Raw genomic sequence first — 18,563 nt, forward strand, 5'->3', positions numbered from 1 at the left:
AAGAGACATGACTGCACCAAAACCGACGTTCTTTGAGAATGCCGAAAAAACCATCGACACGGCGCTCTGTGCTGCGTCCCTGCGCGAGACCAAACGTGCTGTGTATTGGCTCGATTCCCCGTTACGCCCCGGGGTACGAGAGCCGCTGCGTGCGTCGTTCGAGACCGACCTGTTGGTCGTTGGCGGCGGCTACACGGGACTGTGGACTGCACTGCAAGCCAAGGAACGTAAACCAGAATCCTCAGTAGTGCTGCTGGAGGCCGGATGGATCGGTTCTGAGGCTTCCGGGCGCAACGGCGGGTTCTGCGAGGCATCTCTGGTGCACGGAGAATCCAACGGCGAGGCGCATCTACCCAAGGAAAATGCGCGGTTGACCGAGCTGGGCAATGAGAACCTCGCCGAGCTGATCGAGACCATCGAACGTTACGGCATCGACTGCGACCTGATCCGCGAGGGCGCCCTAGCTGTGGCGACCGAGCCACACCAGGACGCCTGGTTGCGCGAGGAATCCAACGGAGAGGATGTCGTCTACCTGAATCGTGGCCAGACCGCGGAGCTGATCAAATCTGAAGCCTTCCTCTCTGGGTCCTGGTCCAAGGAAGACACCGTGCTGGTGAACCCGGCTAAGCTGGCTTGGGGTCTGCTCGCGGCCTGCGAAAAGCTCGGGGTAAAGATCTTCGAACAGTCCGAGGTCACCGGACTCAAAGAAGTTGGCGGCAGGATCACGGCGAGCACCGCGGGCGGTGCAGTGAATGCGGCACGCGTGGCTTTGGCCACCAACGTCTTTCCGTCGCTGCTCAAGCGAAATGCACTGATGACCGTTCCGGTCTACGACTACGTGTTAGTCACCGAGCCGTTGACCGAAACACAGCGGGCGGCCATCGGTTGGGACACATTGCACGGCCTGGTGGATTTGAACAACCGCTTCCACTACTCGCGTCCGATCATCGACGACAACGGAGGCTTTCGCATCCTATACGGCGGCTGGGATGCCATCTACCGTTTCGGCGGCAAGGTCAACCACGAGTACTACGACAGTGAGAAGACCTACGCCAAGCTTGCCGCGCACTTCTTTGCCACCTTCCCCGAGCTGCAGGAACTAAAGTTCTCACACGCTTGGGGTGGTGCCATCGATTCCTGCAGCCGTTTTTTCTCCTTCTTCGATCTGGCCTACAAGGGCAAGGTCGCATCTTGTGCCGGGTTTACCGGGTTAGGCGTAGGTGCCAGCCGCTTCGGTGCCAGGGTCATGCTGGATCTTTTGGAGGGCAAGGAAACTGAGCTCACCGGGTTTGAAATGGTTAGAAAGAAGCCTTTGCCCTTTCCTCCAGAGCCTGCGGCCTGGCTTGGAGTCAAAATGATGACTGCTGCCATGGCCCGCGCGGACCAGCGCGAGGGCAAGCGCGGACTGTTCCTCAAAGCCATGGATACCTTGGGTATGGGGTTCGACTCGTGAGCGGAGACATCGTCCCGGAGTCCGCGGCTCTGAAGAAACGTCAGCGCCGCACCGTCAATACCGCGCGCGTCATTCTTGAACATGAAGAGGTCCCTGTGAGCCAGGTGCTCGGTGGCCAACCGAGTACCGCAGAGAAGCGCCTGGGCGAGATTTTTGGCGTGGAATTCGGGCTGTGGGAAATGAGTGAAGGCACCATGAGTGATGTGGAAAATGAGGAGCTCTTCGTGGTGCTCAGCGGATCCGCGACCGTGCAGGTGCATGCAAAGAACGGCTTCACGGCCGTCGAACTTCGCCTGGTGCCGGGCACAGTTTGCCATCTTTCCGAGGGTATGCACACCAGCTGGACGCTGCATGAGCCGTTGCGCAAGATGTACATGGGTGTCGCCGAGTAGCGGATTCCTACTTCCAGGATCAAGAACGGGAAATGCTGCCAAGTTCGGAGCAGTTATCTGACTGTCATCGATACCAACTCTACGAAGTTTGGAGGTCGTATCGACGGCTTTGTAATCGCATATTCTCGTCAAAGAATTTTCTAAACCTCTAATGGAGTTCGGAATTTTTGCGTCATTTTACGGTTACGATTCAGCCAGAAGCTAGCGGCAAAGTGCAAGATAAATTGTTGAGCCCCAGAAAATGCTTGGATTCTCGCTCAGTTATCGAGGAGACCGTGAGTTCGCAAGTTCTGACAATACAACAGCCTTTACTTGACATAATCTATGTTATCGGCTTTGAACTCACGGGAGTAGCAGTAGCACATGGGAATACGCCATGTGGGGATAATTCACGGGCCAATAAACATCAGTAATGATATCTGACCTGCAATTGTTACAACGCGAATAAGAAACCGCACACCGTTGAGTACGCGCCTCAGTGAAGCCTTAGCGTACGATTTTTCTATTTTCTGCGGCGACCCCTAGCGGACCCCGGACGGCGATCGTGCCAAGTGCAGCGTCTCACAGCACGCCCTCAGAATTAGTTACACCACTAGCAAACGAGACAATGCAAGAGCCAAATGCAGGGAAGTTCGGGTGTCGGCGCTATCCATATCAAGCCCAAATTCCTCCTGAACTCGGCGCAGACGTGCGTAGATACTAGGGCGACTTAGATGCAACGACCGGGACAAACGAGCAATATTACCGGTTGCGTTGAGGTACGCCTCCAGAAATTCCAGCAGCTCGGGTTCATTTTTCAGCGGTTCCAGCTGGTCCCTGACAAAAGCTTCACCTTCGGCTGAGCGGGCTAGCGGCTGAATGATCCAACGGAATCCCAGATCATGCGCCCGGTAGTACCTCGACTTGCGTTCGTCCATACTCAGAGCACCGCGTGCCAAACGGTACGCGTCCAGTAAACCTTCGCGTGCAGCTTTTTTCAGTGACTGCTGCGTCTCAGACACACCCATACTCCAGGCTAGTTCACCGCATTCGGTCTCGGCCCGTTTGTAGGCTTCGTTCAGGATAATCTCGGACCTTTCGGCCGATGGCAGACAAAATAATAACCCAATGGCATCGGATTCGAGTCCGTCTCCCTGCCGGATGATCACTGGGACCGAAAGTCTGCCAAATGACAGGCGTAGCCGGCGAACCAATCCATTGCGGTCTAAGTCCCTATCCGAAGGAGTGGGGATGCACAGCACCGCCGGAATCAGCTCCTCTGTCTCCCTCATCCCGAAAAGGTGCAGGCGCAACAAAGCAACCTTCTCGGTCATTGCCACTCCACTGCGCAGTTCTGCAACGACATCAGCCATTAGATCCTGACGGAGCAGCTGCAGCTCCTCGTGCTTTCCGATCAGCTTGTGCCCCAGTACGTGTGAGAGCCGGTCCAACACCGAGGCGAAACGTGCACTCTCTCTCCAGAGCGGACATACAATCCGGCCCACACGCCGACCTGCAACGATGACCGGGTTCTGAACCCACTGCTCCCCTGCCAAGTCGAAACTTCCAGAGTCCTGCCCCTGTACCGTCCGACGCGCCTCTCCATACTGGTACATTTGCTCGATTCCGAGCCCACGCTGGAAGATCATCACGGAAAACTCATCTTCTAAAACCAGTGGGGTGTTGAAAAGTTCTGCGGCGGTGCGTAACAGATCCAACACCGAAAGTTGTTCGGCAACCGGCGAATTCAGGAATTCTTCCACGGCTTCGGGGCCGGTGATGGCCGCCGTAGAACGCGACAGCTCGTTGAAAGTTTCGATGATCTCGATGAAGCGCGCACGGTCATCGAGCAGAATCACGGGAAAACTCATAGAGGCCGCTGCGGCGCGAATTGCAGATTTCACGCCTGCGGCGTCGGTGAGGAAGGAAAACATCACCGCGCACGCCCCGGAACGTTCAATATCATTCATGAACGTTGTCGCGCGCTCAACGGATTCATTCAGCGCTAAGCCTGAGCACAGGATCAACTCTCCACCTTCAATGAGCCCTGCGAGATCAGCTGATTCAGCGATGTGGATTCCACAGACGTTATCATCCAGCCGATCCCCCATGCTGAGTATGTGGGGACGTGATCTGTTGAGCGTGGGGTTCTGAAGTAAGCGACGAATCGTCAACGGCATTTACAGAGTGTAACACCGGCCCAAGTCAACTGATTACAGTTCATCTGTTGCCCGCGTCACACCATCGTCGCAAGATAGATATATGCCCGAAATCGCCCGAATGCAGCAAGTCAAATATGCATTTACCCAATATCTACGGTCCTGATGTCGATTCTGAACCACCACGCAATGACACGTCATCCCCACCACCTAGCGGCGCATATCGATTTAATAATGATTCGAAGATTCAGACGGAAGTGATCACAATGAACACTGCAAGCTCACAGAACCTCTCGGTCGATGAGCAGGCCTTCTTGACCGAACGAAATCACGTTTGTGACGACTTTGCACAGCACGAGCTCCAGCACCAGCGCGGACAGCTCTCCCGAAGCGAATATCTCATCGTCAGCCTTCTTCTCGTCGTCACCTACGTCTTGGTCCTCGTCCTCCAATAGTCTCTCGCCCGGAATTTATGAGAATTTCGGACCCTCCTGAAAGCGAATTCATATGGACTACGCCATCGAAGCAGAACGCGGCAGGGCTCCGCTCCCACCCAGCAAACGTCTTTGGGGCTTCTGGGAATACACCTGGGCCAACGCTGCTCTCGCCATCGCCACTTGGGGATTTCTCATCGGAGGTTCCCTATCCCTAGTGGTCGGGGTAAAGCAAGGCCTGCTGGCAATCATTCTGGGCAACCTCTTGGGCGTGTTGCTAGTTGGACTCGCGGTCTCTATCAGCGCCGGTAAATACGGTACCGAGCAGTACACTTTCATGCGCAGCGTCTTTGGGCACAACGGTAGCCGGCTGATCTACATCGTTGCGATGATTTTCTTGACCGTTGGCTGGCTGGTCGTTCTGGGCATCATGTTCGGACGCTCCATCGACTCTGCCATCTCCGTAGTCGCGCAGCGCGAACCGGAACCATCGGGCTGGCACATCTACGTGATCACCCTGCTCGCCATCGCCATCACTGCCTTCGTGGTGGCAAAGGGGCCGACCTCGATCAAGATCTTCAACACTATCGTCGCCCCGGCGCTGTTCGTTGTTATGGGTTTGATGATCTATATCTTTCTAAAGGATTCCAGTGTCTCAGAGATCCTTAACCTGCCGGCGCTGAGCCACCCGTTCGACTCGAACGCCATTAACTTCATGATCGCCGTGGAAATCAACATCGCCGCAGGCTTTTCTTGGTGGCCGTACCTGGGAAACCTGTCGCGCATCACCAAAAACGAGCGTGTGGCCTTCTGGCCGAACCTGATCGGCATTGGCGCAGCGGCCTCGCTGGGCGAGGCAGTAGGCCTCATCGGCGCCATCAAGTTCGGCAGCGCGGACCCTACCCAATGGATGACCCAGACCGGCGGATTCTGGCTCAGCGTGACCGTGTTGCTATTCGTCGCGTTCGCCAACGTCACCAGCATGGCCAACATTCTATACACCGCGGTGGTGGGCTTGCGGCAGATGTTCGACCGGATCCTGAAGAGATTCAGCTGGGAAAAACTCGTGGTGGGATTCTGCATGGTTCCGGCCATTATCCTGTTCGTCCTACCCGGGCTCTACGACGGCTTTATGGTCTTCTTAGTCTGGACCGCGGCGTTGTACAGCGCGCTGACCGGCATCATGATAGTGGACTACTTCATCCTGCGCCGTTCGCACGTAGCGTTGTACGACCTGTTCGTCGAAGGCCGAGCTTCGCGCTACTACTTTACTGGCGGGTTCAACATCGCAGCAATGGCGGCTTTCGTGGTTGGCGCGGTCGTATTCACGCTGACATTCAACCCGTATACCTTCGAACACAGTGTCTGGTTCCGCTACACTACTGCCTCGCTGTTGGCAGCCGTCGTTGCCGGTCTCATGTATTGGATTGCCTCAAAACTCTTCATCCTGCCCCGCCAACTGGGTGGCTACTCGTCAATTCCCACAACTTCGACACCCGCTAAATAGGAGCTGAATCATCATGACCAAAACCATGCTTGCCGCCTACTACACCGAAGACAGTTCTCCGCTGGAGCTGCGCCGGGCCCCGATCCCGACGCCGGGCAAGGGCGAGGTATTACTGAAGATGGAGAGCTGCGGCGTCTGCCATACCGACGTGCACTTCTGGAAAGGCGAGGATGAGCTGCCTCGCGAGAAGCCTGCGATTCTGGGTCACGAAGGCGTTGGCACGGTGGCGGCCCATGGTGAAGGCGTAGAGATGGCGCTGGGCACCCGGGTGGGTGTCGGTTTCGTCTACGAAGCCTGCGGCACCTGCCGCGAATGTCGCCGCGGTCTGGAAACCTACTGCCGCAATTCTAAGGCTACAGGTGTCCACGTGGACGGTTGCTTCTCTGAGTACGTCATCGCCCCGGCGGACTGGGTTTCCATGATCCCCGAGGAACTGTCGTCCGCTGAAGCTGCTCCGTTGCTATGCGCCGGCGTCACCGCCTACAGCGCGGTCCGTAAGGCCCAGCTGGAGCCGGGCTCCGTCGTGGTGATCTTCGGACTGGGGGGTCTAGGACAGTATGCCATCCAGTGCGCTGCACTGTACGGTGCTAAGGTCATCGGCATCGATCTGGAGCCAGCAAAGTTAGAAACCGCCAAGATGCTGGGCGCCTATGCCGCCTACACTCCGGGTGACGAGGCGGTGCAAGCCATTCAGACCTTGGGCGGCGCTGACGCCTGCCTGAGCTTCGCCCCATCTCCACAGGTCTTTCGCAGCATGTTCGATCTGGCAGCCCCAACCGCACGCTTTATACAGGTGGCCCTGCCGAACAAGCCGTTCAGCTTCGCCGCGGCGGAAATTATCGATCTGGGCATTACCATCATCGGCAGCGCCGACGGAACACGGCTGGAACGCGACCAGGTCCTGGCGTTGGCCAAGGAAGGCAAGATCAAGTCCACTATCAAGACCCTCCCTTTCTCTGAAATCAACGAGGCCTTCCAGGCCTTGGACAAGGGCCAGGCCGAAGGCCGCCTTGTCGTCAACTACTAGAACGTACTAAAGCACGAACCCTTTGGAGCACATCATGACTTCCTTATTCAACACCGAAACAACCGTGAAGACCTTCCAGAACCCGCAGGCTTACCTGGACTCTTACAATGTCTCCGCCGGCGTGCAAAAATTCTTGGCCCGCCAGCATGAGCTGTTCATCGGCAACGTCTGGAAACCAGCGTCCGACGGCGGCACCGTTCCAGTCATCGAGCCGGCCACCGGTCAACAGGTTTCCACCTTGGCTAACGCTACCGTTGGGGACCTGGAAGAGGCGGTGTCTGCGGCCCGCAGCGCTTTTGAATCCGGCGAATGGGCCACCCAGACCCCATTGGCCCGCGAACGCATGATTCACCGTCTGGCCGATCTGATTGAAGAGAACTTTCACGAGCTGGCAACTCTGGAATCCATCGACGTGGGCAAACCGCTGTCCGAAGCAGAGATGGACATCCAGGGCACCATCGATACATACCGATACTTCGCCGGCTGGGCAACCAAGATCACTGGCCGCAGCGGCGAACCGGCAGGCCTCGAGGGAAACTACGTGGCCTATACCCGCAAGGAGCCAGTGGGTGTCATCGGCGTCATCGTCCCGTGGAACTTCCCCCTGCAGACCTTGGCCTGGAAGTTGGGCGCGGCACTGGCTGTCGGTTGCACCACCGTGGTGAAGCCCCCAGAGGTCACCTCGCTGACAACCCTGCGCTTCGCCGAGTTGGCGCTGGAAGCAGGCATCCCGGCGGGCGTGATCAACATCCTCACAGGCAAGGGCTCTACTGTGGGTGCGGCGCTGGCCTCCCACAAGGGCATTGACAAGGTCACCTTCACCGGTTCCACAAAGACCGGCATGTCGGTAGGCCACGCGGCTTTGGAGAACATGACCCGAATGACCCTGGAACTGGGCGGCAAATCCGCCGTACTTGTTTTCGATGACTGCGACCTGGACAAAGCTGTTGAAGAGGTCGCTTTCGGCATCTTCTTCAATGCCGGTCAAATCTGCGACGCTGGTTCCCGTCTCTACGTGCAGGATTCGATCTACGACGAGTTCATGGACAAACTGGTGGCCAATGCCAGATCTTGGAAGCTGGGAGTGGGCCTGGATCCGGAAACCATGATCGGGCCATTAGTTTCTGACGCCCAGTACCGTTCGGTGACAGCCATGATCAAGACGGGGGTGGAGGAGGGCGCCACGCTACTGTGTGGCGGCCCGATCGACGATGGCATCACCAATTACGTGGCCCCGTCAATCTTCGGCGACTGCACCAACAAAATGACCGTGGTACGTGAGGAGATCTTCGGTCCAGTGCTGGTCGCCCAGCGATTCTCCACCCAGGAAGAAGCACTGGCTCTGGCCAATGACAGCGAGTACGGCCTGGCTGCCACCATCTACTCACAGTCGCTGAACCGCGTCCACCAGCTGTCCAAGAGCCTGAAGGCCGGATCCGTATATGTCAACGCACAGAGCTCCATCGACCCGGCCATGCCGTTCGGCGGCTATAAAAAGTCCGGATTCGGTCGCGACCTGGGAGCCGAACAACTCGATTATGTCACCGAAACCAAAACCGTATGGATCACCCTTCCATAGACTGCACGAGAATTTTCAAGGAGAACCCTCATGGTTGATTTCGCTCCCGTCGGTCCCGTGGCCGCCACAGAAGTACCGCGCTACGCAGGCTTAGGCACCTTCGCCCGTCTACCACAACTAGGATCCGTGCCGGACTACGACGTCGCCATCGTCGGCGTCCCGTTCGACGGTGGAACCTCGTTCCGTCCTGGCGCCCGTTTCGGCCCGTCCAACGTCCGCGAGGCTTCGCGGCTACTGCGTCCGGGCTTCCATCCAGAACTGCAGACCACCGCCGTGGAAACCGCCCAATTTGTGGATGCGGGCGATCTGTCATGCACACCGTACGACAATGTGCTGGCTGTCAAGCAAATCCAGGAGCAGGCAACCCACCTGGTCGCAAAAGATAAGACCGTGATCGCCATCGGCGGAGACCACACCATTGCTCTGCCGATGATTCGCGCAACCGCGGCCGTGCACGGCCCGGTGGCTCTGCTTCACTTCGATGCGCACCTTGACACCTGGGATACCTACTTCGGCGAGGAAATCACTCACGGCACCATGTTTCGCCGGGCCTTCGAGGAGGGTCTGCTGGTCGAGGACCGCTCCATGCACGTGGGGATCCGCGGCCCGGTGTACGACAAGGACGATTTTATCCGCGACCACGAGTTCGGATTTCAGATCATCCGTTGCTCGGACATTGACACCATGGGCATCCCGGCTGTCGTGCAACGAATCAAGGAACGCATCGGCGAGACTCCTGTATATCTTTCGATCGACATCGATGTGCTAGATCCGGCTTATGCGCCGGGAACTGGCACCCCGGAGATGGGCGGCATGCACTCGCGCGAGATTCTTCAGACTCTGCGCGGACTGAGCGGACTGAACATCGTGGGTGCCGACGTGGTGGAAGTGGCTCCGGCCTACGATCATGCGGACATCACGTCGCTAGCCGCGGCCACTCTGGTGTTTGAAATAATGTCTTTGCTGACTACCAACAAGTAACAGCAACAGCAAGCCGGGGTCGTCACCTAGCCGAATTGTCGGTGAGGTGACGGCCCTTTTGCAGTGCGCGTCTACCAGCGATGGCCGATATGATGCAGTGCGCGGACCATGTAGCCCACGGCGTCGGACATGCGCCGAGCCTCGGTGGCCGCGAAGCCGATGAGTAGAGCTGGCGGAGCTGGCTGCTGCAACACGTAGTCCCCCAACGCATAGGTATAGACCCCGCGGTAGGCCAGCTCGTCCGCAAGGTGCTGGTCGTCGATTCCAGGCGGTAATCTGGCAATCACGTGCATCCCGGCCTCGACCGTATCGACCTGGATGAACGGGTACAGCTGCCGGTGCAATTCTTGCAACAGCGCGGCCTGCCGGGCCTCATAAATTTTCCGGGTACGGCGGATATGAGAGTTCAGGTGACCCCCGCGCAGGAAGTCGGCAGTGGTCGCCTGAATCAGCGTGGACGGGGTCCGACCGGTCAGCGAAATTGCGGCCCCGAAGGGCTGGACTAGGTCATCAGGCAGCACCGCGTAGCCGACCCTGATAGAAGGGAACATGACCTTGCTAAACGAGCCTACGTGCACTACGTGCGCACCGCGATCCAGCCCGAACAGCGGCGGCAAGTGCACCCCGCGATAGCGCAGTTCGCTATCGCTGTCATCCTCAATGATCCAACTGTTGCGCTCATTGGCCCACGCGATCCACTCCATGCGCCGGGCTAGGGACATGCGCACACCTAAGGGGTGCTGTCTGGCGGGCGTCAGGAACATGAGGCGCCCTGCCGGAAAATCTTCCATTGCGGACAGGTCGGCACCCTGTTCGTCGATAGGAACACCGTGCACTGTGCAGCCGTTAGCCAGCATCACTTTGGCCGCGGCGATGTGGCCTGGGTCTTCCATCCAGACCTGATCACCCGGATCGGTCATCAGCAGCATAAGCGCGTTGAACGCCTGCTGCGCTCCGGTGGTGATGACGATCTGCTCAGCCGTGGAGTTCAGGCCTCGGGAATCACGCAGGTATTCGGCCACCGCTTCGCGTAGAGGTAGGTATCCCAGTGGCTCACCGTAGCCGAGCATGTCGATCGAAGGACGTTCGCTGTGTCTGGCGATCAGAGTTTTCCAGGTCTGTGAGGGAAACAGGTCGATGCCCACCTGGCTGGCCACGAAGGTTTCGGAGTCCTCAGGATTCCAGGAGGTCAGTGCCTGTTTGCGCAGCTCGCTGCCGCGCGCCGAGGTGCCCAGGCCGGCGCGTACCGATAGTTCGGGGCGTCGATTCACCGGCGCGAAGCTGAAGTCTTTGCGCCACTCATCGCCCACGTAGGTTCCGTCCCCGGTCCTAGAACGCAGGAATCCTTCTCCGGTCAGGGCTTGGAATGCGTTGACAAGGGTGATGCGAGAGACCGCAAGTTCGGCGCATAAGGTCCGTGTGGATGGAAGCCTGGTGCCTCCGGGTAACTGGCCATTGAGGATCATGGTGCGGATCTGGGTGTAGATCTGACGGTGCAGGGGGCTGCCTCCGGAGCGATCCAGATGCAACTCTGCCAGCAGCTTTCCTCCGCTTCCCTTCAAGATGCTCACCCTCCGTACCTCGCGTGGACCGCCCGAGGCGGCAGTTGATCGGCCGACCCTCAGTTTACCTTCGTAAACCGTGGGCCGGCCGATCGGAAAATGTAAGAGTGTGATCGCTAGGCACTCGTGGCGACTTGCTGAGTCTTCTTCGCGGCCTTGGCGAGCAGCATGGAAATCACACTACCGATCACTGCCAGCACGCACATAATTGCGAAGACCAAATGGAATCCGGCGGCCCCCGGATTCGCGTCTAAGATTGCGCCGTAGATCAAGAATCCGAACATACCCGGTGCGTAACCGATCAGGCATGCCACACCGAAGGCGGTGCCGCTGATCTGCTCCGGAATTCCAACCTCGTCCATCGGCGCCCAGAAGACTCCGCGCATCGAGAAGACGATCAAGGAGAAGACCAGACAGGCGACCATGGCCAGCACGGTGAAGTTCTCGTTCTGCGGTAAGAAGATGATGACCGCCATGACCGGTAGCAGTGCCAGGAACGAGTAGCTCAGGTACTTGCTGGAGCTCTTAACCTTCTTGTCAGCCAGGTAACCGCCAAGTGGGCCGCCGACGATCTTCAGTCCGTACTGGTTGATGATGCCGAAGACTCCCACCAGGGCCACCGGTAGCCCATACACTGTGGACAGGTACGGGATGAAGTAGGTCAGGCCCACATAGACTATGTAGACCATGAACACGGTAAAGCTGACTAGCCACAGCTGCGGCATGCGCGTAATCAGTTTCAGAGTCTCCCTCACCTTCGGCTTGTGCGTTTTGGCCTCAGTGAATGCGTTTTCCTGGACAGCCTGGGCGGAGTTGCCGCGCAACAGGAAGAAGAGGAGCACACCGATCAAGATATTGATCGAAGAGTAGGCGATGATCGCGGCACGGAATCCAGCGAGGCCAGAGCCCATCGCGATGAAGATGCCCAACGCCGAGAAAGCCACTATGGTATCAATGACACCGCGACCACCCTCGAGGAAACCGAACATTCGTCCCTGCTCGTCGCCGTCGCCCAGCTGTCTAACGCTCTTGAGCAGCGCCGGCCAGAACAGACAATCCGAGCACACCGCAAGCAGCGCGAACACAACCATCATCATATTGAAGTCCGGGAAGGAGGCCATGTAGAAGCCGATGGCACCGGCTCCGATCAGGCCCGCACTGATCACGGTGCGGGTCTGGAAACGGTCGGCCAGGTATCCGCCGACGACAAACAGGGCGGTGGCCACGATCGAGTTGATGCTTAGCAGCAGTCCGATTTCGGTGTTGCTCAGCCCGAGGTGCTCCTGCATGGGGACATAGAAAACGTCCTTGAGGTTGGCCAGCTTGTAAATGGTGCCGCCGCCCATGATCAGCAGGACGAATTTGCCCCACTTGGCCTTGTTGATCGTTTTCATTAGTAGGTCTCCTGAAGAGTTTCGTTGCGGGCCTTGTCCTCGGATGCCGATTCCAGTCGGCACATGGCAAGTTCACGCAGTTGGGCAAGGACTGTTCGAACATAGGTCAGTTGGTTGACCGCCCACTGCGGCTCTTCAACCAGCATTTCGTCCCAGGTCAGTGAGGCTGGACGGTCGGTAGTGCTCAGATCGCGGTAGGCGATGAACGGATCTTCCGGATCATCGGCGCGGCGGAAAGCCGGAGCACGGTAATGGTTTTCCTGCTCTAGGGCGAAAGCGATCACCTGCGGTTCATCCTCTCCCAAGAGCAAGAGGTCTATCAGCATGCGCGGGCTTGGCATGTCGTCATCATCGCTGCCTTGCAATACCCCACGGTGGCCGAAGCCTCCGTCTTCCGGCATGATCTTGATGCCCTTGAGGTGAACTTGGCCGACGTGCGGTGCCAGGTGATTCAGCGCGTCCAAGGGGCGCTCGTAGGCGTTGATCATGTTCCCGAAGTCGAACAGCGCATGCAGCCGGGGATGGTTTGCACGTTCCAGGGCTGCTGCGATTTCGAAGCTCTTGAATTCCTCGTGCTGTTCGAAGTAGAATTGAAGGTCGTATTTCTCGGCCAGCACGATCAGGTATTGCAAGTCGCTGTCGACCATGGTGAGAACCTCGGACAGCAGGCCTTCGTAGCGTGAATACACTCGGATGTGCTCGACATTCAAGATCCGCGCAATGCGCACCACGTCGTCGAGATCCGTCTTGCGGGTGCTGCTGATTTCCAGATGTACTTTGAGCCCCAGCTGGTGCGCAGTGGATCCGAACTCCCGAAGCTCCGCGTCGCTGGCCTGTCCCAGGCTGCGCTCTTCGCCATCAAGCAGGTGGATGCAGACACCGTCCAGTTCATGCTCAAAAGCGTAGGTCAGCAGGTCGCTGGGGCGGTAGGTACCGTAAGTGAAATTTCCCAGCAGCGAGTAGGCATGCGCGAACAGAGGAATCGTATCGATCCGGTGAACTAACTTCTGGGCCAATTGCGGCGTTAACTCTGGAATCTGCTGCTGTTCGGCGGCATCTAGATTCATTGATAGGATCTTGGCAAATCGAGACTGTACGTTCAAGATTTCCTCCTCGACTTCGAAGTGCTGCGCATCACTTGGTGTGCTGACCCTCATTTTTAGCAATCTATTAGTCTTAGAGGTATGTCCATTATCACTACAGGTATTAATACCATTTTTGGTGTCAGATAGCCGTAATCGGGCCTTCTGCCAATTCATTTCAGAGTAAGTGAGCTTGCCTCACTACCGGACCTACGTCTCGGATGAAGAGCAGCCTCAGTCGCTCGCCGCACTCGGATTGTCCCAACCACCTCGGTGGTTTCGCATCGGTTCTTTCCTTCGACGCGCAGTTTGAGGAACTCTGCGCGTTTTTGCCCGCGTTTCGGGGCGGCACTCAGGCCAGCCTTCTTCACCCATTGAACGCAGGTTTCTCGGGGAACCCAATTTCTTGTGCTGCCGCGTTGACGTTCTGCAGCCGAGCGAAAGCTTTGAAGAACGTGTCCTTCTCATCTTGGGTGTATTTGGTCTTGTTCTTGCCTCGTGTTTCGGACTTCGAAGTCTTCGACGGTTCCCAGCCACAGGTTCTAGCACGCTGATAGGCAGCCAGCAGTGAGACGCCTATGGCATCTGCGGCATCTTTGACTTTGTTGGTCTGGTCCAGAACTTCAGCGAAGCGTTAGCGCTCTCCTTCAGTGATGCGGCGGCGGGACACTGTAAGGCATTGGGTGTTGGCTCTTAGGATAAATGCGGCACGATCGTTGCAGCTACTGAAATATCAGGGTGTTGCAAGGACAGTTAGAACTCGCCGTTTCGCGTGTCACATCGATCGACGCCTGCCCCGCCAACCACGTAGGGTCCGTGTCGCCGGAACCTACGTGGCCAAATCGTGTCTTAGCCCTTTGCTAGATTTGGGCGAAACGTAAGCCCGTTCACGATAAGTTAGGACAAATGGGGAATGTTAATCTAGGTTTTTCGCGCTTGCCTCCCGCAGCCGTAGTGATTCTAATGAGTAGCGTGTGAAAATTGGACGGTCTGAAGTTCAATCGTGGCTGGATGCTGTAGCACCAGGCACTGGTTTGGTGCGCCTCGCGCAGTTATCGGACCTTCCACGCTTACGCGTCACCCAGCAGGTCAGCCGTGGCAGCGTGGCGCCTTCAACCATTACGGCCATCGCACGCGGCCTGGACCTGGATCCGTTGGACGAGTTAACCCGTTTTCGGGAATTCGCAAGCATCACCACCTCCGCGCCCGCTCCAAGCGAAATGGCAGCGTTCATTCCCACGGCAGGCCTTTTGCAGGGAACAGTTCATCGTTTGGACTCAGAGACAGTCGATGAGGCTGAACTAGGCGGGGAATCTTACGATCATTTGGCGTTGAATTGGTTTGATTGCGCCGACGATGGGAATCTTCGAGCCCATATCCAACAGCAACTGGGCGTAGCGCAGCCGACCTTGTGGAAGATGCTGCGCAGCCGGTTACGAGAAGATGTTGCTCTCGAAATCGCCCAGTATGCCAGTTTCCCCTTAGTGTCCGCTTTGGTGGTGTCAGGTGTACTAACTGGTGCTGAGGCAGGATGGGACCCAGAGTGCCGTTCCCGCTGGCTGAACACAGTACCTTTGGGGCAGTTACTCGCCGAATCGGAGAAACGCCTACGCGAGGTGGGGAAACAGGTGCGTAGCTTGGAGACATTTGAAAACCACCTAGGATAAAATCCTATGGGTTTTTCTAGCTGGGCAGCAGTAACTTTGGCAAGCATCTTCACGTTAGTGCTTGGGTTGAGGGCCCCCCGCCTGATTCAAGGCACAGGCAACCTCTGGTTATGGCTTACCCATCTAGGAATGAGTATCGGCCTCTGGCTTGCAGTGGAACCGATCTACCTCACTATTGATCGCCTTCTCGGCTCAGTGAATCTGGCGAATCTTCTCTCGCATTTTTGCATCAATTTCGTGTTCCTGGCTGCCGGGGTCCAGATTGCTCTCAGCATCGGCCGGTGCGATGTGGCTTCAAGAATTCGACGGTTCTCGGCTGTCGGCCTTCCTCTAGCTATGGCCCTGATGACGGTGTTGTTTTTCGCGGCAGATCTCTCGTATTCGAACATGGGGCTGGACGACTTCAGGGACACCGAAACGTCCGTCGTGCTCTATAAGCTGTCCCTCTACCTCTATCCGGCGGTGGTATCCGCCCTGCTGGTGAAACCACTGGTGCAGGCGACAACGCCTTCGGTGTACCGGGTGCCGTATTACTCGAAGAAGCTGATGTCGGTTGGCTTTGCCTTCGGCGTCGTTGCACCGATGGGCCATCTGGTGGAGCTGGCGAACCGGCAGCTGGACTGGCTGACCGATTTGATTGTCTATCCAGCGATGCTCTGTGTTCTCTCAGGTCTTGTTCTGGCGTGGATCTCCGCTTTACTGACGCATCGCCGCGAACTCCAGCCACCCCCGCATTTACACCACCAGAAAGTCTCCTAGACTCACCAGAGCGCCGGTGAGAGTTCCGGCGAGGACTTGGGTGGGCGTGTGGTGCCCGGCGCGGATTCTTGCCCATCCCACCAGTGCGATGACGGCTACCGCGATCTGCGCTCCTGCCGGCAGACCCAGCAGGCAATGCAAGGCTGCGAAAGTAGTCAGGGCTGCATGGATGGACAACTTCCAGACCAGGTTAACGAGGCCGACGATCAGCAGTCCGGCAAGCATGAACAGTACTTCCACAAGGATCTGGGTTGGTGCGGAGATGGCCAGCAGTACGGCGATGCCGCCAAGGATGGAAACCAGGGTGATCAGCAGGATCGGCCAGCGTTGGCGGCGTTCGGTGACGTGCACGTCGGTGACCTGTCCGCGCAGTCGCATCCAGATCAGCGCCGCCCAAGGCACCAGGCCTGCAAAGAAGGTGGCCAGCAAGGTCGGCGGCCACGCGAGGCCCGGGTACCGCAGTGGCGTACTGAGCAGGACGAGGGTGACGACCGCTGGGGGTGAGGCAATATGGCTGATGAACTTGGCGTATTTTTCCACCGTTCGAGCCTAGCAACACGAGCCAGGGATTCTTCAACCTGGGATGCGCACCCCTTGTTCTTTGAGGAATTCCACCGGGTTGGTGTCTGCTTTGCCGGGGGTGGCCCCCGGGAAGTGGACACCGAGAACAAAAACGCTAAGCAGCGAAATCCATCACAACGTGAAAGCCACCCTCAAAATCAACAGGCGACTTATAGCCTAACGCCGAATGCTTCCGCAGGTTGTTATACCGAACAATCCACCGGAACACCTCGGCCCGGCAGGACTGCTCACAGTCCCACCGCCTGGCCCCCTGCAACGTCTCACGCTTCAACGTGGCATTGAACGACTCCGCCATCGCATTATCAGCGCTTGACCCGATGCGGCCCATCGACTGCACCACGCCCAGCCGCCGGCAAACGCTCTGGAACTGGGATGAAGTGTATTGCACGCCATGATCGGTGTGCATCCGAGCGCCAGCCACCGAGCCCCTGGCCACCGCCGCCGACTCCAGCGCTTCCACGACCAAATCGGTACGCATATGATCAGCAATCGACCAGCCCACCAAACGCCGAGAACACACGTCCAGCACCGTCGCTAAATACAAGAATCTCCCTTCCTTCCCATACGGAAGGTAGGTGATATCACCAACGTAGAGCGAACCGACCTCCTCGGAGGTGAAATCACGATTCACCAAGTCCTTGAAGACCTGCGCGCCAGGATCCCTGACCGTCGTGGACTTGGGCCTGCGCAGGTGCACTCCAACCAAGTTATTCTCCCGCATCAACCGGGCCACACGCTTGTGATTCACCGGCCCGTCAACCAAAGGATCATCCTGCACCCGTGGGTCGCAAGCCAGCTCAACGTTCATCCGCCGATACCCCAACGTCCGGTTCCATTCCTTGTAATGACGCAGAATATGAACCAGTAACACTTGGTCTTCCAAGCCGCGTGCGGCCCGGGCCGGGCGTGCTGCACGCCATTTGTAGTAACTGGAGCGGTTCAGCCCCAGCACCACGCAGATCCGCTTCACCGCATGGGTGTCTCGGTAATCTTCAACGAACTGAAAGCGGATCACCAGTTCGTCTCGGCCGCGAAATACTTCGTGGCCTTGCGCAGGATATCTCGCTCCTCGGCCAGCACGCTGTTGGCGGACTCCAGAGTCTTGTTCCGCTCCCGCAATGCCTGGTTCTCAGCTTGCGCCTGAAGCAGGCGCTGTTCGGCACTCAGCTCGGGGTCAGGCATCTGGGCGCTGCCGGTGGACTGCTGTGTCGGGGCTCCTCGCTTGATCCGGTCCTGCCGTACCCAGGTTTTCAGCGTGCCTCGGGCAATGCCAAGGTCCTCGGCTGCTTTGGTGTATCCGAGGTCGGGGTGGGACTCGTACAGGTGCACGGCGTCAGCCTTGAACTGCGCGGTGTAGGTATTCTTCGGCATAGTTTAACTCCTGATTTCTCTGACCATTATGGGTCAGTTACAGGGTGTCCACTACCCGGGGGCTACCTCCCTCGCAGCTTCGCCCCCGCATGCCAGCTAGTTGACTAGCGCTACTGCGGACTCTGGCCAGGACCGTGATTACCTCGCATGATTCGGCAGTGTTGGCGTCTTCGCAAGTTACGAGCTGTCCGCCCCTTAAACCATCCGATTAGACGGTCTTTCAGAGCAATATGGTCGTTGCAACTTCCGAAATATCGGTAGTTGCAACGACCATTAGATACTGTACCGCTGGCATAGCTTTTGTCAGGTTCTAGACAAAGCTGGAACAATGTTGCTAATGCTGACGGCGGCGCTTCGCACTCACACTGACAAGGTACCCAATAGCTAGGAGAACGAGTCCGCCTGCTAATACGATTCCCGTGCCAGCGGCACCGGTATCGGCAAGCATATCGTTATTCTCCGGCTTCTGCGATGGCTGAGAATCCTGGCTTGGAACATCAGTCGAGTCCGTAGGTTCCACAGTCGGTTCCGTAGGCTCAACTGTCGGATCAGTCGGTTCCGTAGGCTCAACTGTCGGATCAGTCGGATCAGTCGGTTCCGTAGGCTCAACTGTCGGATCAGTCGGTTCCGTAGGC

General features: G+C 57.6%; 15 protein-coding genes. 8 read left to right on the forward strand and 7 right to left on the reverse strand.

Annotated features, from left to right (window positions below; translation table 11 throughout):
• Window positions 1–7 precede the first annotated feature (7 nt).
• Entirely contained in the window at window positions 8–1,453 is a 1,446-nt protein-coding gene (locus ACIOTL_RS17115) for an NAD(P)/FAD-dependent oxidoreductase (RefSeq protein ID WP_400343967.1), read from the forward strand.
• Complete coding sequence (locus tag ACIOTL_RS17120) at window positions 1,450–1,845, forward strand: cupin domain-containing protein (RefSeq protein ID WP_400343968.1); 396 nt, start codon at window positions 1,450–1,452, stop codon at window positions 1,843–1,845. The genes ACIOTL_RS17115 and ACIOTL_RS17120 overlap by 4 nt, the downstream gene beginning before the upstream one ends.
• Window positions 1,846–2,429: 584 nt before the next feature.
• Here the strand turns inward: ACIOTL_RS17120 and ACIOTL_RS17125 are convergent.
• Entirely contained in the window at window positions 2,430–4,004 is a 1,575-nt protein-coding gene (locus ACIOTL_RS17125; protein WP_400343971.1) for a PucR family transcriptional regulator ligand-binding domain-containing protein, read from the reverse strand.
• 260 nt (window positions 4,005–4,264) lie between these two features.
• A complete protein-coding gene (locus ACIOTL_RS17130) occupies window positions 4,265–4,435 on the reverse strand; it encodes a hypothetical protein (protein WP_400343974.1) in 171 nt (56 codons plus the stop codon).
• A gap of 55 nt (window positions 4,436–4,490) precedes the next feature.
• Here ACIOTL_RS17130 and ACIOTL_RS17135 point away from each other — a divergent pair, with 55 nt between their 5' ends.
• From ACIOTL_RS17135 to speB, 4 genes are read left to right on the forward strand one after another with little or no spacing between them, the layout of a single operon-like run.
• On the forward strand, window positions 4,491–5,924 hold the full coding sequence (locus ACIOTL_RS17135; protein ID WP_400343976.1) for a purine-cytosine permease family protein: 1,434 nt from the start codon (window positions 4,491–4,493) through the stop codon (window positions 5,922–5,924).
• Window positions 5,925–5,937: 13 nt separating this feature from the next.
• Window positions 5,938–6,951: an alcohol dehydrogenase catalytic domain-containing protein gene (locus ACIOTL_RS17140; RefSeq protein ID WP_400343978.1), complete on the forward strand. Its 1,014-nt coding sequence runs from the start codon at window positions 5,938–5,940 to the stop codon at window positions 6,949–6,951.
• 34 nt (window positions 6,952–6,985) lie between these two features.
• A complete protein-coding gene (locus tag ACIOTL_RS17145; protein ID WP_400343980.1) occupies window positions 6,986–8,530 on the forward strand; it encodes an aldehyde dehydrogenase family protein in 1,545 nt (514 codons plus the stop codon).
• Between the two features lie 30 nt (window positions 8,531–8,560).
• Window positions 8,561–9,511, forward strand: coding sequence for an agmatinase (gene speB, locus ACIOTL_RS17150; RefSeq protein ID WP_400343983.1), 951 nt, complete (start codon window positions 8,561–8,563; stop codon window positions 9,509–9,511).
• Between the two features lie 71 nt (window positions 9,512–9,582).
• Here the strand turns inward: speB and ACIOTL_RS17155 are convergent, their stop codons facing one another.
• The 3 genes from ACIOTL_RS17155 to ACIOTL_RS17165 all read right to left on the reverse strand — a co-directional run bounded on the left by ACIOTL_RS17155 (window position 9,583) and on the right by ACIOTL_RS17165 (window position 13,534).
• A complete protein-coding gene (locus tag ACIOTL_RS17155; RefSeq protein WP_400343985.1) occupies window positions 9,583–11,082 on the reverse strand; it encodes a PLP-dependent aminotransferase family protein in 1,500 nt (499 codons plus the stop codon).
• Between the two features lie 107 nt (window positions 11,083–11,189).
• Window positions 11,190–12,467: an MFS transporter gene (locus ACIOTL_RS17160; protein ID WP_400343987.1), complete on the reverse strand. Its 1,278-nt coding sequence runs from the start codon at window positions 12,465–12,467 to the stop codon at window positions 11,190–11,192.
• A complete protein-coding gene (locus ACIOTL_RS17165) occupies window positions 12,467–13,534 on the reverse strand; it encodes a sugar phosphate isomerase/epimerase family protein (RefSeq protein ID WP_400343989.1) in 1,068 nt (355 codons plus the stop codon). The genes ACIOTL_RS17160 and ACIOTL_RS17165 overlap by 1 nt, the downstream gene beginning before the upstream one ends.
• A 989-nt stretch (window positions 13,535–14,523) precedes the next feature.
• On the opposite strand from ACIOTL_RS17165, the gene ACIOTL_RS17170 reads away from it, so the two are divergent.
• Complete coding sequence (locus ACIOTL_RS17170) at window positions 14,524–15,216, forward strand: hypothetical protein (RefSeq protein WP_400343992.1); 693 nt, start codon at window positions 14,524–14,526, stop codon at window positions 15,214–15,216.
• 6 nt (window positions 15,217–15,222) lie between these two features.
• Entirely contained in the window at window positions 15,223–15,975 is a 753-nt protein-coding gene (locus ACIOTL_RS17175) for a hypothetical protein (protein WP_400343995.1), read from the forward strand.
• On the opposite strand, the gene ACIOTL_RS17180 is transcribed toward ACIOTL_RS17175, so the two are convergent.
• Together ACIOTL_RS17180 and ACIOTL_RS17185 are read right to left on the reverse strand one after the other, a co-directional pair.
• Window positions 15,952–16,515: a hypothetical protein gene (locus tag ACIOTL_RS17180; RefSeq protein ID WP_400343997.1), complete on the reverse strand. Its 564-nt coding sequence runs from the start codon at window positions 16,513–16,515 to the stop codon at window positions 15,952–15,954. The two genes, ACIOTL_RS17175 and ACIOTL_RS17180, sit on opposite strands and share 24 nt — an antisense overlap.
• A gap of 136 nt (window positions 16,516–16,651) precedes the next feature.
• Window positions 16,652–17,928 (reverse strand): IS3 family transposase gene (locus ACIOTL_RS17185; protein WP_400343999.1). Its coding sequence is split into 2 segments (ribosomal slippage): window positions 16,652–17,589 and window positions 17,589–17,928, totalling 1,278 coding nucleotides; the frame shifts between segments, so codons are not numbered across the junction.
• Window positions 17,929–18,563 lie beyond the last annotated feature (635 nt).

The organism is Glutamicibacter sp. NPDC087673, from assembly GCF_044743255.1.
Taxonomy (GTDB): Bacteria; Actinomycetota; Actinomycetes; order Actinomycetales; family Micrococcaceae; genus Glutamicibacter.

What these genes read in the sequence shown, in the direction of transcription:
- ACIOTL_RS17165 (WP_400343989.1), bottom strand. Translation starts at nt 13,534, where the DNA reads ATGAATCTAGATGCCGCCGAACAGCAGCAGATTCCAGAGTTAACGCCG.
- ACIOTL_RS17160 (WP_400343987.1), bottom strand. Translation starts at nt 12,467, where the DNA reads ATGAAAACGATCAACAAGGCCAAGTGGGGCAAATTCGTCCTGCTGATC.
- speB (WP_400343983.1), top strand. Translation starts at nt 8,561, where the DNA reads ATGGTTGATTTCGCTCCCGTCGGTCCCGTGGCCGCCACAGAAGTACCG.
- ACIOTL_RS17140 (WP_400343978.1), top strand. Translation starts at nt 5,938, where the DNA reads ATGACCAAAACCATGCTTGCCGCCTACTACACCGAAGACAGTTCTCCG.
- ACIOTL_RS17135 (WP_400343976.1), top strand. Translation starts at nt 4,491, where the DNA reads ATGGACTACGCCATCGAAGCAGAACGCGGCAGGGCTCCGCTCCCACCC.
- ACIOTL_RS17175 (WP_400343995.1), top strand. Translation starts at nt 15,223, where the DNA reads ATGGGTTTTTCTAGCTGGGCAGCAGTAACTTTGGCAAGCATCTTCACG.
- ACIOTL_RS17115 (WP_400343967.1), top strand. Translation starts at nt 8, where the DNA reads ATGACTGCACCAAAACCGACGTTCTTTGAGAATGCCGAAAAAACCATC.
- ACIOTL_RS17145 (WP_400343980.1), top strand. Translation starts at nt 6,986, where the DNA reads ATGACTTCCTTATTCAACACCGAAACAACCGTGAAGACCTTCCAGAAC.
- ACIOTL_RS17125 (WP_400343971.1), bottom strand. Translation starts at nt 4,004, where the DNA reads ATGCCGTTGACGATTCGTCGCTTACTTCAGAACCCCACGCTCAACAGA.